Origin of the sequence: Paraburkholderia flagellata, from assembly GCF_021390645.1 — a bacterium.
GTDB lineage: Bacteria > Pseudomonadota > Gammaproteobacteria > Burkholderiales > Burkholderiaceae > Paraburkholderia > Paraburkholderia flagellata.
This window is the reverse complement of the sequence record NZ_JAJEJT010000005.1, coordinates 230,539-243,940: the sequence shown is the minus strand read 5'-3', so window position 1 is coordinate 243,940 and position 13,402 is coordinate 230,539. Positions and strand designations below refer to the sequence as shown.

Annotated in this window: 13 protein-coding genes; 2 read left to right on the top strand and 11 right to left on the bottom strand. The window is 62.5% G+C overall.

From position 1 onward, the window contains the following. Positions 1 to 139: 139 nt before the first annotated feature. Positions 140 to 277 carry a DUF3563 family protein gene (locus tag L0U83_RS37575; protein ID WP_233889624.1) on the top strand — a complete coding sequence of 46 codons (138 nt, stop codon included), beginning with the start codon at positions 140 to 142 and terminating at the stop codon, positions 275 to 277. A 242-nt stretch (positions 278 to 519) separates the two neighbouring features. Next, a complete protein-coding gene (locus L0U83_RS37570) occupies positions 520 to 1,233 on the top strand; it encodes a hypothetical protein (protein WP_233889621.1) in 714 nt (237 codons plus the stop codon). Positions 1,234 to 1,660: 427 nt separating this feature from the next. Here the strand turns inward: L0U83_RS37570 and L0U83_RS37565 are convergent, their stop codons facing one another. The 11 genes from L0U83_RS37565 to L0U83_RS37515 all read right to left on the bottom strand — a co-directional run bounded on the left by L0U83_RS37565 (position 1,661) and on the right by L0U83_RS37515 (position 13,160). Continuing rightward, on the bottom strand, positions 1,661 to 2,593 hold the full coding sequence (locus L0U83_RS37565) for an electron transfer flavoprotein subunit alpha/FixB family protein (protein WP_233889998.1): 933 nt from the start codon (positions 2,591 to 2,593) through the stop codon (positions 1,661 to 1,663). A 23-nt stretch (positions 2,594 to 2,616) separates the two neighbouring features. Continuing rightward, positions 2,617 to 3,366, bottom strand: coding sequence for an electron transfer flavoprotein subunit beta/FixA family protein (locus L0U83_RS37560; protein ID WP_233889620.1), 750 nt, complete (start codon positions 3,364 to 3,366; stop codon positions 2,617 to 2,619). A gap of 73 nt (positions 3,367 to 3,439) precedes the next feature. Beyond that, positions 3,440 to 4,582 carry a porin gene (locus L0U83_RS37555; RefSeq protein ID WP_505882967.1) on the bottom strand — a complete coding sequence of 381 codons (1,143 nt, stop codon included), beginning with the start codon at positions 4,580 to 4,582 and terminating at the stop codon, positions 3,440 to 3,442. Positions 4,583 to 4,732: 150 nt separating this feature from the next. Further along, entirely contained in the window at positions 4,733 to 5,569 is an 837-nt protein-coding gene (locus L0U83_RS37550) for a substrate-binding periplasmic protein (RefSeq protein WP_233889618.1), read from the bottom strand. Positions 5,570 to 5,650: 81 nt separating this feature from the next. Then, positions 5,651 to 6,313 (bottom strand): amino acid ABC transporter permease, encoded by a 663-nt coding sequence (locus L0U83_RS37545; protein WP_233889616.1) that lies wholly within the window; start codon positions 6,311 to 6,313, stop codon positions 5,651 to 5,653. After that, positions 6,310 to 6,951: an amino acid ABC transporter permease gene (locus L0U83_RS37540; protein ID WP_233889615.1), complete on the bottom strand. Its 642-nt coding sequence runs from the start codon at positions 6,949 to 6,951 to the stop codon at positions 6,310 to 6,312. The genes L0U83_RS37545 and L0U83_RS37540 overlap by 4 nt, the downstream gene beginning before the upstream one ends. After that, complete coding sequence (locus tag L0U83_RS37535; RefSeq protein WP_308445115.1) at positions 6,952 to 7,767, bottom strand: amino acid ABC transporter ATP-binding protein; 816 nt, start codon at positions 7,765 to 7,767, stop codon at positions 6,952 to 6,954. 255 nt (positions 7,768 to 8,022) lie between these two features. Next, complete coding sequence (locus L0U83_RS37530) at positions 8,023 to 8,541, bottom strand: MarR family winged helix-turn-helix transcriptional regulator (protein ID WP_233889614.1); 519 nt, start codon at positions 8,539 to 8,541, stop codon at positions 8,023 to 8,025. Positions 8,542 to 8,560: 19 nt separating this feature from the next. Then, positions 8,561 to 9,571: an ornithine cyclodeaminase family protein gene (locus tag L0U83_RS37525; protein WP_233889612.1), complete on the bottom strand. Its 1,011-nt coding sequence runs from the start codon at positions 9,569 to 9,571 to the stop codon at positions 8,561 to 8,563. A 27-nt stretch (positions 9,572 to 9,598) separates the two neighbouring features. Then, positions 9,599 to 10,924, bottom strand: a complete 1,326-nt coding sequence (locus L0U83_RS37520; protein WP_233889611.1) for a M24 family metallopeptidase — start codon at positions 10,922 to 10,924, stop codon at positions 9,599 to 9,601. A 199-nt stretch (positions 10,925 to 11,123) separates the two neighbouring features. Further along, entirely contained in the window at positions 11,124 to 13,160 is a 2,037-nt protein-coding gene (locus L0U83_RS37515; protein WP_233889609.1) for an NADH:flavin oxidoreductase, read from the bottom strand. Positions 13,161 to 13,402 lie beyond the last annotated feature (242 nt).

Below are 13,402 nucleotides of genomic sequence, written 5' to 3'. Positions count from 1 at the left end.
GTAAAAAACGATAAGTATACGTAAGCATACTGGCCGCCTAAGATTGAATCGTCGAACAGCGCAATAGAACGGCCGCAACGCACATGCATAGTGTCAAGTTCGACCAGTGTCACTGGTGAACAACTTTCAGGAGATTATTATGTTTGCCTTCCTCCTTACACGGGTTAGCCGCTGGTTCGAGCGCGCTGAACAAAGCCGCAATGACGAGTACCTTGCAGGCGCTCGAGACATTGCCGAGCTCGAACACCGGATGCGCTCGCTGGAAAGCGGCCGCTAACTGATGTCAGGCTTGCGCGAAATCTTTTGGTTGGCTGGCGCGCTTACCCTCGATGCTCCCACACGCGCCTTGAGAGCCATCCTCGGGCGCTGACTGCGAAGGTAGCGGAGCACGATTTCACTGGACTACGCCTGGCGATGGGCTGACGCGCCGGCCCGCGGTCCGATGTCGGCCCGATCTCTGTCCGGATGACCAGGATCAATCGTTACAATGCCTCGACGAGTTCCCTTCGACAGCATCGAATGCGAAATATCCTGACCTCCTTTTTCTGGAGCGGCGACGCCATCCGCAGTCGACGCGTAAGTGACATCGTTTTATCCGGAACGCTCGATCTGCCGGCGCCTTCTGCGGCCGTGCTTGCGGATTGGCAAAGAGAGACGGCGGTGCGGCTCGCCCTGGAACCTGGGGATGTCGAGGCGATGCATCTGGCGCGCACGCAAATGCGCTGGCCGGACTACAAGCGCTGCGTCCAGGCCATGTCCGCCTGGACGGGCGCCCTGGGACTGCCCGCGGTGCTTGCCGACAGCGACATGGCGCTGATGGCCTGTCGTGGCGCGAGGTATCACCACGATGGCGAACAATACGGCGGTACCGCTTTCTGCAATCTCTTCCTGAGTGAAGACAAGGGTCTGGACTTGCACTTTCCCTTTACGGGCCAACGCATTCCCCTCAAGCGGGGAACAGCCGTGATTTTCGATCCGGTTCAGCCCCACGGCGTCATTCAGCGCGGCAGCGACAGTTTTTCTGCGGCCGAATTCGCCCCGGACCAGGACTTCGACCAGATTTTCCTGACGTGGGAACTTCCCATCGAAGACGCCGATATTGGAAGCGCGCTAAAGGTCATCTTCGATATCGCCCCCTCGACGTCGCAGCATCTCGAGAAAGAGCAGGTCTGGTTCAACGGTTCACCCGCCGCCGTCTGCCCGGAATCTGGTCGCTGGCTCCCCGTTAGCTGATATCGACGTCACGGCCAGTGTTGACGGCGGCCTTCAGATCGTGCCCCTACCGGTTTCGCTCGCGCAAAGCCACACACGCTTTTCCGCCGAGTCCCTGCTTCGGCTGGTAGTCAACCTGAAGGCGCCGCGCGAGCAGCGCCTCTGCCTTCGCGGCGGATCAGAGACGTCCTGATGTGACGAAAATGTGCGCCGCGTGGATGGCATGTTCATTGTCACAGTCCAGGAAGCTAAACACGAAAAATATTCGCAATCCTTATTTAAAGTTAGATCATTTAATTTACGTTAAGTTGCGAGATCTTACGTTGGGCGCCGCGCTTGTTTTCTCGTTGTTGGTGACGAAGCACATCTGAGCCTCGCCGAAATCAGCGTCGAATTGCAAATGCGAGGCTCGCCGATGCGCGTATCCAGTCACTGAACGCGACACGCTTCAAAGAGATTTAACCAACTCGGGGATGAGCTCAAACAAGTCGCCGGTAAGGCCATAGTCTGCCACGCTGAAGATCGGTGCTTCTTCGTCCTTGTTGATCGCGACGATGACCTTCGAGTCTTTCATGCCGGCCAGATGCTGGATCGCGCCCGAGATGCCGACTGCCACATACAGTTGCGGTGCGACGATCTTGCCGGTCTGGCCGACCTGGTAGTCGTTCGGCACGTAGCCCGCATCGACTGCTGCGCGCGAAGCGCCGAGTGCGGCGTTGAGCTTGTCGGCGAGCGGCTCAAGAACCTTCGTGTAGTTTTCGCCACTGCCCAGACCACGGCCACCCGAGACGATGACCTTCGCGCTCGTGAGTTCCGGACGGTCGAGTTTCGTGACTTCACGGCCGACGAACTGCGTGAGGCCGCTGTCCGCTGCCGCTTCGAGCTTCTCGACCGCTGCACTGCCGCCTTCTGCAGCAACGGGGTCAAACGCCGTCGTGCGTACGGTGATGACCTTGACCGGATCGACCGATTGCACCGTCGCGATTGCATTGCCGGCGTAGATCGGACGCTCGAACGTGTCCGGCGAATCCACGGCCGTGATGTCGCTGATCTGCGCGACATCGAGCTTCGCGGCGATACGCGGCGTGACGTTCTTGCCCGCAGCCGTGGCCGGAGCCAGGATGTGCGAGTAGTTCTTCGCGATCGCAATAACCGTCGCTTCGACGTTCTCTGCGAGACCGGCTTCGAGTTGCGGCGCGTCGGCCAGCAGCACCTTCGCCACGCCTGCGATCTTCGCGGCTGCGTCCGCTGCGGCCTGGGCGTTGTGGCCCGCGACCAGCACGTGCACGTCGCCGCCAATCTTCTGTGCTGCAGCGACGGTGTTCAGCGTCGCGGCCTTGATCGAGTGATTGTCGTGTTCAGCTATTACCAGATTCACCAGATTCGTCATTTTCGTCTCGCTCCTTACAGCACCTTGGCTTCGGTCTTCAGCTTCTCGACCAGCGTCTTCACGTCCGGCACCTTCACGCCTGCGCTGCGCTTGGGCGGCTCGGCAACCTTCAGCGTCTTCAGACGCGGCGTGACATCGACGCCCAGGTCTTCCGGCTTGAGCGTTTCGAGGGGCTTCTTCTTCGCCTTCATGATGTTCGGCAGCGTGACGTAGCGCGGCTCGTTCAGGCGCAGATCCGTCGTGACCACCGCGGGCAGCGTGAGCGAGAGCGTTTCCGCGCCGCCATCCACTTCGCGCGACACGGTAGCCTTGCCGTCGGCGACCACCACCTTCGATGCGAACGTCGCTTGCGGCAGGCTCGCCAGCGCGGCGAGCATCTGGCCGGTCTGGTTCGAATCGTCGTCGATGGCCTGCTTGCCGAGGATCACGAGCTGCGGCTGTTCCTTGTCGACCAGCGCCTTCAGGAGCTTGGCGACAGCCAGCGGCTGCAGGTCTTCGTTCGACTCGATGAGGATCGCGCGATCCGCGCCGATGGCCAGCGCCGTACGCAGCGTTTCCTGCGCTTGCGCCACGCCCGCCGAAACGGCGATGACTTCCGTCGCCACGCCCGCTTCCTTCAGACGCACCGCTTCTTCCACGGCGATTTCGTCGAACGGGTTCATCGACATCTTCACATTCGCTATATCGACACCCGTGTTGTCCGACTTCACACGGACCTTGACGTTGTAATCGACCACTCTCTTGACTGGAACCAGAATCCTCATTGTCAACTCCTTGTGGGTAAAGGGGCTCGCGCTCGCCATGCAGCGCAACAGGCTTGCCAGAGCCCTGAAAAGTTTAGAACAGGTGATACATACCGAGGCGCAATGCGATCTGATGGTTGTTGCTCGACGCGTCGCCCACCACCCCATTGAAGATGGCCGCCTGCGAAGCGGCTCCCCCGGCACGCTGATAAACACCCATCGCATAGATCGAAGTGCGCTTCGAGAGCGCGTATGACGTCGTGAGGCCCGCCTGATGGTAGATAGGCACGGCATTCGAGTAGCCGATATGCCCGTGCGTGTACGTGTAGGCCCCCCCCACCGACCAGGCGGTGGTCAGCGCATAGCGCGCCCATACCTCGTAGTTGTCGAAGCGAACCGTCGACGTCGTGCCGTTCGCCTGATCGAAACGCGTGTCGGTGAAGTCGGCCCCAACAATCGCCTGGCCAAACGCGTAGCTCGCCCCGATCCCGGCCACCTGTTCGTTCGCCGGATTGCCGACATAGCTGAACGTACCCGAGGCACCAATCGCGGAACCTGTCGTGTTGGGCAGAAAATTGCCGTCCGTGAAGAGCTGCGCCGGGTCTTTCGCGTACAGATACGCCGCCGAGACATTGAACGAAGCGATCGAATAGCTCGCGCCGATGCTCCACATGCCGGTCGTGCCGCGGCCCGGCTCGGTCGAATTCGTAAACGAGTACATGCCGCCAAACGTCAACCCGCCGAGCTTCGGGCTCGCGTACTTGATCGAGTTGTCGACGCGGAACGAGTTGTCGGTATTGTCGATATCGCCCGCATGCACGAACGGGCCACCGAACTGGCCGGGCGCCGTCAACGGCTGCAGGTAATCGACGACCGAATCGTACTGGCGGCCGAACGTCAGCGTGCCGAGTCGCGTGTCCGACAAGCCAACGTAAGCCTGCCGGCCGAACAGCCGGCCGCCCTGGAGCGATTTTCCGTTTGTAGCGCTGAAGCCTGATTCGAGCTTGAAGATCGCCGCCAGGCCGCCGCCGAGATCCTCGTTCCCCCTCAGCCCCCAGCGGCTTCCGTACACGCCGTCGTAGGAGCCGTCCTGCATGTGCCAGAGCGATTTGCCGCCGCTGTTGTTCGTATAGTCGATGCCCTCGTCGATCGCGCCATACAGCGTGACGGTCGACTGCGCCTGCGCAGCGGCCGAGCAAGCGGCGAAGGTCGAGGTGATGATCATTGAGCGGGACAAGTTCAACACGCTCCTGTTCATTTGGTATCCTTATTAATTTGTATGATATGAGGACAGCTTCCGCAGCGTGCGTCGTCCTCATCGCAGCTTAAAGTCGATTGTGGGATCGCCGTTTCACAAACGCACATCCGGTTGAGGCGATCGCAAGTCCTACTGGATGATCCGCGGAGCCCCCACTTCCGCCGCCGACGTCGAGAGGCCGTAAGTCTTGAGAATCCGCGCGATCTCCCCGGACTGGCGCAACGCTTCGATATTGGCGCTGAGCGCGGTGCCGAGCGCGGCATTCGTCTTCGTGAATAGCAGCGCGGTCTGACCTGGCTCGAGTGTGGCTGGCACTCGCGGATCCGGCTTCACGAGCATGATCTTCATCGCTGGATAGCCGCCTTTGGTCTGGTTGTACTGCGACACCGCATAACTGTCGGTGCCGGCGTCGATCCGGCCGGCGGCCAGGTCCTGCGCCATCGCAACCGGATTCGGATAGACCACTAGCGCGCTGCCGAGCAGCTTCTGCAGATCGCCAGTCCACAAATAGCCTTGCACGGTTCCAACCCGCTTGCCGACGATGCTGCCGACCGTGTCGACACCCTGCTTCGAAATCACCGCCATCTGGTCGAGATACATCGGACCGCTCAGTCCCAACACCTTCGCACGGTCGGCTGTGCGATACCAGTCGCCGAGGCCAATATCAGCGCGACGGGACACAACGGACTGAACCACGGCGGCCGGATCGACGACCGAAACGGAGATCTTCAGGCACTCCCTCGCCGCAATCTGCTTGACGATTTCGCCGTCGACCCCCTTGATGTCCTGCGTGCCGGCCGGAATCGAATACGGCGGGAAATCCCACACGGCAACGGACAACGTGCCGGGCCGGATCGTCTCGAACTGGTGAGCGGGCTTGCAAGACTCGGCGTGGGCGGTGGCGCCAAGGCCCGCGAAATACAGGCCGACGAGCGCGAACGAAAGGCGACGCATGGTTGATGTCATGAGGATCTCTCCAAAAGTGCGTGGCAGGTTGAAAGTGCGGAAACCGGTGAATGACGCAACGGGCAGGACAGAACGAGCGAATCAGCGCACCGCGTGCCGTCCCAGACGGCGTTCGAGCGCCGACACGGCGAATGTCGCCGGCACGCAGACCAACGCGAACATCAGGCCTGCGAGCAGCAGCACGGGCATATACTCGAACGTCGACGAACCGATGCTCGACGCGCGGCTCACGAGCTCGGGCAGCGCAATCGTGAAGCAAAGCGACGTGGCCTGCAGCATCATGATCGAGAAGCCAAGCAAGGCCGGCAGCGCGACGCGCAATCCTTGCGGCACGATGACGAAGCGCAGTGAGTCGACCGGGCTCAGCCCGATCACCGCTGCGGCCTCTTTCTGGCCGTACGGCACGGCGTCAAAGCCGGCGCGGATGATCTCGCTCGTATAGGCGCCGGTGCAACACGCCAGCGCGATCACAGCGGACAGGTACGACGACAGTGTGAGGCCAGCGCTCGGCAGTCCGAAGTAGAAGAATTGCAGCAGGATCAGCGCCGGTGCGCCGCGGCCGATTTCGACGAACACGAGCGCCGCGCCGCGAATCGCCTTCGGTTGCATCGACACGCAAAGTGCAAGCACGAGGCCGAGCGGAATGCCGATCCCGACGCTCAGCGCGGTGACTTCAAGCGACAGGCGAAAGCCACCAAGCAGGTCTGGTAACCAGGACAGCCAGAGATCGATCATGGCGCTCATCGCGACACCCCGGAACGAAGATGAAGATCGGCCCAGCGCGAAAGCCATGCGACCGGGAGACTGAGAGCGATGTACAGCAGCGCGGCTGCCGCGTAGACGCCCAGGCCGCTAAACGTCTCCTGCGACACGTGGTAGGCCTGAAACGCGAGTTCCCCCACGCCGATCGTCGAGGCGACGGCCGAATCCTTCAGCAGGCCGATCAGGTAAGTGGCCGCGGTCGGCAGTGCGACGCGCACCATCTGCGGGAGAATCACGTCGCGAAACTGCTGGAAGCGTGTGAGGTTCAGCACTTTCGCCGCTTCGTACTGCCCCGGATGAATTGCGGTCAGCGCCCCTCGGTAGACTTCGGATAGATTCGCCGCGGTCACGAGGCCGAGACCGAGCGCGGCCGCCACAAACGGGCTGAGCGGCAGCAGGTCGTTGCCGATCCCGAAGAAGACGAAAAACAGCCAGACGATGGGCGGCACAGAGCGGCAACCGACGACGATCGCCGTCGCAAACGTGCGCACGAGCGGATTCGTGGCCCTGCGCATGGCGCACAGTGGCAGCCCCAGCACCGCGCCGATGGCGAAGACCGTGAGCGTCAGCGCAATCGTCCAGGGCACGCCGGCGAGAATGGCGAAGAGATAGTGGCTCATTCAGCGGTCCCTCACTGCACTGAGGAATTTCGCTGCGCGCTCCGTTTGCGGGTGGCTCATCACGGTTTCGCTCGGCCCGGCTTCGAGGATGCGCCCGTCCGCCATGATGATCACGCGGTCGGACACGCTCTCCGCAAAATGCATCTCGTGTGTGACGACGATCATTGTCATCCCAGACGCCGCGAGCTCTTTCATCACCGCGAGCACTTCGAGGCCGAGCTCGGGATCGAGCGCCGACGTCGGCTCGTCGAACAGCATGATTTCCGGATCGAGCGCGAGCGCCCGGGCGATCGCGATGCGCTGCTGCTGGCCGCCCGAGCAGCGCACCGGATACTGCGCAGCCTTGCTCGCAAGGCCCACCCGTTCGAGCAGTTCCATCGAACGCCTGTCCGCTTGCGCGCGGCTGCGGCCCATCGTGCGCTCCTGCGCGAGACTGACGTTGCGCAGCACGCTCAGGTGCGGGAAGAGGTTGAACGACTGGAACACCATGCCAATCCGGCGGCGCAATGTCACGAGTTCGCGGCGCGCGGGTGCCTGATTCGCCTCGATCGTCACGTCGCCGATCGTTACGCGGCCTTCGGTCGGCGGTTCGAGCTGGTTGATGCAGCGGAGCAACGTGCTCTTGCCCGATCCGCTTGGGCCGATGATCGCGATCACTTCTCCGGCGTACATCGAGAAGCTGACGTCCTGCAGCACGCGGTGCGGGCCGAACGTCTTGCCGACGCCCTTCATGCAGAGGATCGGCTGCAAACCGGGCCGGCTGGCCTGCGCAAGGCTCGCTTCCGGCTGCAAGGGAGGGGGGACGATGCTGTTCATGGAAGCTTCTCCGTCGACGGCTTTCAAGGCTTGTCGCAAGCTCGATCGACATTCACCGCGGCCGTGGCACAACGGGCTGTCGATTCAAGCACGGCGATTCGCAATCTTATTGATGAGGACAACGATATGAATGGATGAACCGTATTTAACGCATCCAATATCCCGGTCTCAAGCGATGCTTTTTCATCACATCTTGAGCAGGACGCATTACCTCGGGTACGCTCAAGCGTGCGCGCTACGACTGCATCAAAGCGCTCACCACGCGCGGCGTGTGCTCATCAGCTTGTCGAGGATGCGATCGAGCACGGCGCGCTCGTTTTTGTCGAGTGCGCCTAGCATCATTGTCTGCCTGTCGAGTGCGACAGGCAGCACCTGCTCGTATAGCCGCCGGCCGCTTTCGTTCAGCGCGAGCCGGATCTCGCGCCGGTCGTCTGCATTCGTCTTGCGGCGAATCATCTTTCGCTCCGCGAGCCGGCTAACGGCGCGGCTGATACTGTTTTTCGGCCGACCCGTCACCTCGCAGATCTTCTTCGCCGTCATCGCGCCCACTATCGAGAGGCAGGCGAGCACGTTGAATTCGTCGCGGCTGACGTCGAACCTCTCCATCATCTCCGTGAAGACCGGCTCCGTGTAATAGTTCGACCACAGCGTCAATCTCCATGCGTCGTTCAGCGGACCGTTGGTGACGATTGCGTCGAATACGGCGTCGCCCGCCGTGGCCTCGTCGCGATCTTCGGTGTCGTTGCCTTCGAGGTCAATGTCGGTAGCTTTCATCGGGAACGGCTCCATCGATTCATTGGTCGGCAGGCGTGAGGCAATCGTGCGGCACCGCGCACAAGCGGCTCAGCCAGTCGGCGAACATCAGGTCCAGATGACCGCCGCCACCGTTCTTGAACAGCGTGATGTCGACATCGTGTCCTCGCCGAGCGGCGCGGCCGCTGCAAAGGTCGAACAGATCGCCCACGATATCGGTTGCCGCGATCACACCGGCTTCGAGCGGCTGACGAATGTCGCCGCAATGTTCGGTCACGAGCGCGCGATGATCGACGTAGATGCGCGAGCGCAGCAGCGCCGCATCGTTCGCTTCCCGCATCGACGGCGTGTAGCTGCCGACCAGATCGACATGGCAGCCCGCACGCAGCCACGCTCCATCGATCACCGGCGACGTCGAAGGCGTCACGCTCACGACGAGATCGGCCTCGCGAACGCTGCGCTCGAGATCTTCGACCGCACGGACTTCGGCACCAGGTGCGTCACCGGCGGCCTGTTCGGCGAGCCGCGCGGCGCGCTCGTGGTTGCGGTTCCAGACATCGATGCGCCGCAGCGTCGGGAATTCCGCAGCCATGACGCGCAAATGCGTGGCCGCCTGCGCGCCGGCGCCGACAATCGTCAGCGTCTGCGGCGCGCGCCGTGCGAGCAAGCGGGCACCCAGCGCGGAATCGGCTGCCGTCTTGTAGCGAGTGAAAGCGTTGCCGACGATGATCGCGCGGAAGCGGCCGTGTTCCGCATCGCAGAGGAGAAACGCCGAATGCACGGTGTCGACCGAACCGCTCGAACGCGTGCCGTTGTCGGGTGAGATCGACACGACTTTCGCACCCGTGGCGCCGTCTTGCGCCCCACCGAGCCAGATGAGCATCTCGCCGTCGTCGCGCGCATCGCGCGGGACCATCGCGTGCAATCGCGCGAGTGGCGACCAGGCGCGCCGATGCGCGGCTTCCAACGCATCGACCATCTGCGTCGGCGGCACGCGGCTCAGCACCGCATCGGCGTCGATCAACTGGGGCAAGGGGCTCGATATCATCATGATCAATCTGGTTTTAACGTGGCGAACTCATGCGTTGCGGTCCGAGATCAGCGGCGTGGACGAAAGCGCAATCGCACCGGTCTTCGTGATCAGCACCTGTTCCTCGAGCTTGACGCCTTCGGCACCGCCCTGCACGCCGATGTAGCTCTCGACCGACACGACCATGTTTTCCTCGAATGTTCCGTCGTACCCCCACGCGTCAAAATCCACCGCGTACGCGACGCTTGGATATTCGTCGACCAGCCCCACGCCGTGCAGCATCATCATGTAGCGGTTGTGCACGTAACGCTCCGGCACAGGCCAGCAACGCTCGGCGAATTCCCTGAACGTGAGGCCCGCGCGCAGCACTCCGACATTGTGCTGGATCTGGTCTTCCGCATAGCCGAGCAGGTTGCGCTGATTCGCGGATACGCCGCGCCCCGGGCACACGAAGCTACGCGAAATGTCTGAGAGGTAGCCGCCCGGCCCGACCATGTCGGTGTCGAAGCACACCATGTCGCCCGATTCGATCACGCGGTTCGTCGCGTCCTGAAACCACGGGTTCGTGCGCGGACCCGACGACAGCAGCCGGCTTTCCGCCCACTCGCCGCCGTGCGCAATGTTCGTTTCGTGAAAGACACTCCACAACTGATTTTCGGTGACGCCAGGGCGCAAGGCTTCGCGCATGCGCGCGACGCCGAGGTCGCACACGCCCATCGAAACACGATGCTGCGCGACCTCCTCGGGGCCCTTGATCAGGCGGGCCTGCTCAGTCAGCGGTTGCGCATCGAACAGCGTGATGCCGAGTCGAGTCAGCCGGTCGGCGCCCCACGGGTCGCAGCGGTCCACGGCAAGCCGCATGTTGCCGCCGCCATGCGTGCGCAGCAGATCAGCGATTTCCTGTGCCCACACCTCGACCTTTTCTTCAACACGCGGCCCTGCAAGAAAGTAAATCCACGGCGTAGCCGGACGAATCTCGTCGATCGATTCGATGCCCTCGCTGTTGTGCTTGCTGCTCGTGAATTCGAACAGGACGAGCGGGCCTTCGGTGGCGATGAACACGTAACGGCTCGGCGAATGCATGACCCACAGGCCGAGATTGTTCGTATCGGTTGCATAGCGGATGTTCAGCGGATCGGCGAGCAACATGCCCGCGTAGTCGTGCTTGCGCAACTGCTCGCGCAGTCGCTCCATGCGATACGCACGCAGCGCGCGGCGATCGATGGCGCCAAACGCGTCGAGCAGCGCGCGATCGACCGGCGCGACGCGTTTGTCCTGCACCAGTGCGTCTTGCCGGTACGCACGTTCGTTCGCGTGCTCGCCTGGGAGTGAGGAAGCTACGCTGGGGGCTTGTAGTGCGGTGTCCACGATCACGGCGACTTCCTTCAGGCTGGAGTGCGAGCGCTCACAGTGGAGCGCAAACTCGACGCATTGCGGCACATCGCACCGCATTGCCTGTTGCAACGCAGATTAGTCCCGCGTGGAACCATCTGTCAATGCGCCAAAAATGATGTTTACCCTTGTATGGCGGCGTGCCTTTCCGGAACCGCGAAGGCCTCCGGAAACGCGCGCATTACAGATCCTTGACGAGCCGCAGCGCGTCGTAGATCGCCGCGTGCGTGTTGCGCGCGGACACGGCGTCGCCGATCCGGAACAACTGAAAGCGGCCCGCGGGATTGCGGTTCTCGATCTGTGGCTTGCCGTCGATCAGATCGTCGTAATTGACGGCGCCGAGGTTCGTCGACTGGGCCTTCAGCGCGAAATACAGTTCGTCCATCGGGATCGTGCCGTGATTGACGACAATCTGGTCATAGCGCTGCTCTTTGCGGATACCGCCGTAGTCGCTGCCGACGATCGCGACAAGGTCATTGCCTTCGCGGCGCACGGCCTCGAGCCGGTACGTGACCGTGAACTTCGCGTTGAGCTTTTGCAGCGAGCGCATGTACGGCACGAGATTCATGCTCATGACTTCAGGCGAGAACGAACGGTCGGGCGTCATGATCTCCACCGCGCCACCCGCATGCGCGATCGTTTCCGCCGCCTGGAGCGCCGGGTGATCGCCCGCGTCGTCGTAGATCAGCACATTGCTGCCGGGCTTCACGTCGCCGGAGAGGATGTCCCACGCGGACACCACATGTTCGACGCCCTCGGTCAGCACCTCGATGTCCGGCATGCCGCCCGTCGCGACGATCACGACGTCAGGGCGCTCGTCAAGCACGGTCGACGCATCCGCCCACGTGTTGAAGGCGAAGCGCACACCGAGCCGCTCACACTGCGCCATGCGCCAGTCGATGATGCCGAGCATTTCCTTGCGCCGCGGCGTCTGGGCCGTCAGCCGGACCTGGCCACCGGGATGGCCGGTCGCCTCGAACACGACAACGTCATGCCCGCGCTCCCCGGCAACGCGTGCCGCCTCGAGGCCGGCCGGTCCGGCGCCGACGATCACGATCTTGCGCTTTGTCTGGGCGGGCGTGATCGTATGCGGCATCGTCGTTTCACGCCCGGTGGCCGCGTTGTGGATGCAGAACGCAGCGCCCCCCTGGTAAATCCGGTCGAGGCAATAATTCGCGCCGACGCAGGGGCGAATGTCGTCTTCGCGGCGCTCGATGATCTTGCGCACGATATGGGGATCGGTCATATGCGCGCGCGTCATGCCGATCATGTCGACCTTGCCGGACGCAATCGCGTGACGCGCGGTGGCCACGTCCTGGATGCGCGCCGCGTGGAAGGTCGGGAAATCCGTAGCAGTGCGAATCTCCCCGGCGAAATCGAGGTGAGGCGCGCTCTTCATGCCCATGATCGGGATGATGTCAGTGAGACCTGCATCCGTTTCAAGGTGCCCGCGGATCACGTTCAGGAAGTCGATCAGGCCGCTCGACTTCAACGCCATCGACAACTGCATCCCCTCTTCCCTGGTCAGCCCACCGGCAATCATTTCATCGGCCGTGTAGCGGATGCCCACGATGAACGCGTCGCCCACACGCTTGCGGATTGCGCTCAGCACGTCAAACGTGAAGCGCATGCGGTTTTCGAGCGAGCCGCCGTACGGTGCGTCGAGGGTATTCGTGAGCGGCGACCAGAACTGATCCATCAGGTGGCCGTACGCTTCCAGCTCGATGCCGTCGAGGCCGGCTGCCTTCATCCGCTCCGCCGCGTCCGCATAATCGCGCACGATCCGCTCCCTGTCCCACTCCTCGAGCTTCTTGGGAAACGCGCGGTGCGCGGGCTCGCGCGCATGCGACGGCGAAACTGCCGGCAGCCAGTCGCCCTTGTCCCAGCGCGTGCGGCGGCCGAGATGCGTCAGCTGGATCATCACCTTCGCCCCGTGTTCATGGCACTCGTCGACGAGGTCTTTCATCCATGGCACGACCTCGTCGCGGTACGCGAGGATGTTGTTGAACACGGGCGGGCTGTCCTTCGAGATCGCCGCGGAGCCGGCCGTCATCGTCAGCGCGATGCCCGCTTTCGCGCGTTCGACGTGGTACGCGCGGTAGCGCGCCTTTGGCATCCCGTCCTCGGCATACGCCGGCTCGTGCGACGTCGTCATGATGCGATTGCGAAACGTCAGATGTTTGAGGGTATAGGGCTGCAGCAGCGGGTCATTCGACATGGGATGCCTCTGGATGGGGACGGGATCGTGGTTCGTGACTGCAAGTCGTGGATGCCTGTTGCGAGCTAGGTTAGAATCGCTGTACACATGTGTCAAGTAAACAAAACACATGTGTACACATTGCTCGGGAAAGCCCTTATGATGGGCGCATCAGGGCAATTTGAAGCAATGGGCCGGAGGTAAGAGCCCGTGCCCGGTGTAACGGCCTGTGCCGTTGCACGGTGCGGCACAATGTCGGTTGT

Bases quoted from the DNA above. Each gene is read 5' to 3' on its own strand.
- L0U83_RS37575 (WP_233889624.1), top strand. From the start codon at position 140: ATGTTTGCCTTCCTCCTTACACGGGTTAGCCGCTGGTTCGAGCGCGCT.
- L0U83_RS37570 (WP_233889621.1), top strand. From the start codon at position 520: ATGCGAAATATCCTGACCTCCTTTTTCTGGAGCGGCGACGCCATCCGC.
- L0U83_RS37560 (WP_233889620.1), bottom strand. From the start codon at position 3,366: ATGAGGATTCTGGTTCCAGTCAAGAGAGTGGTCGATTACAACGTCAAG.
- L0U83_RS37550 (WP_233889618.1), bottom strand. From the start codon at position 5,569: ATGACATCAACCATGCGTCGCCTTTCGTTCGCGCTCGTCGGCCTGTAT.
- L0U83_RS37545 (WP_233889616.1), bottom strand. From the start codon at position 6,313: ATGAGCGCCATGATCGATCTCTGGCTGTCCTGGTTACCAGACCTGCTT.
- L0U83_RS37540 (WP_233889615.1), bottom strand. From the start codon at position 6,951: ATGAGCCACTATCTCTTCGCCATTCTCGCCGGCGTGCCCTGGACGATT.
- L0U83_RS37535 (WP_308445115.1), bottom strand. From the start codon at position 7,767: ATGAACAGCATCGTCCCCCCTCCCTTGCAGCCGGAAGCGAGCCTTGCG.
- L0U83_RS37530 (WP_233889614.1), bottom strand. From the start codon at position 8,541: ATGAAAGCTACCGACATTGACCTCGAAGGCAACGACACCGAAGATCGC.
- L0U83_RS37525 (WP_233889612.1), bottom strand. From the start codon at position 9,571: ATGATGATATCGAGCCCCTTGCCCCAGTTGATCGACGCCGATGCGGTG.
- L0U83_RS37515 (WP_233889609.1), bottom strand. From the start codon at position 13,160: ATGTCGAATGACCCGCTGCTGCAGCCCTATACCCTCAAACATCTGACG.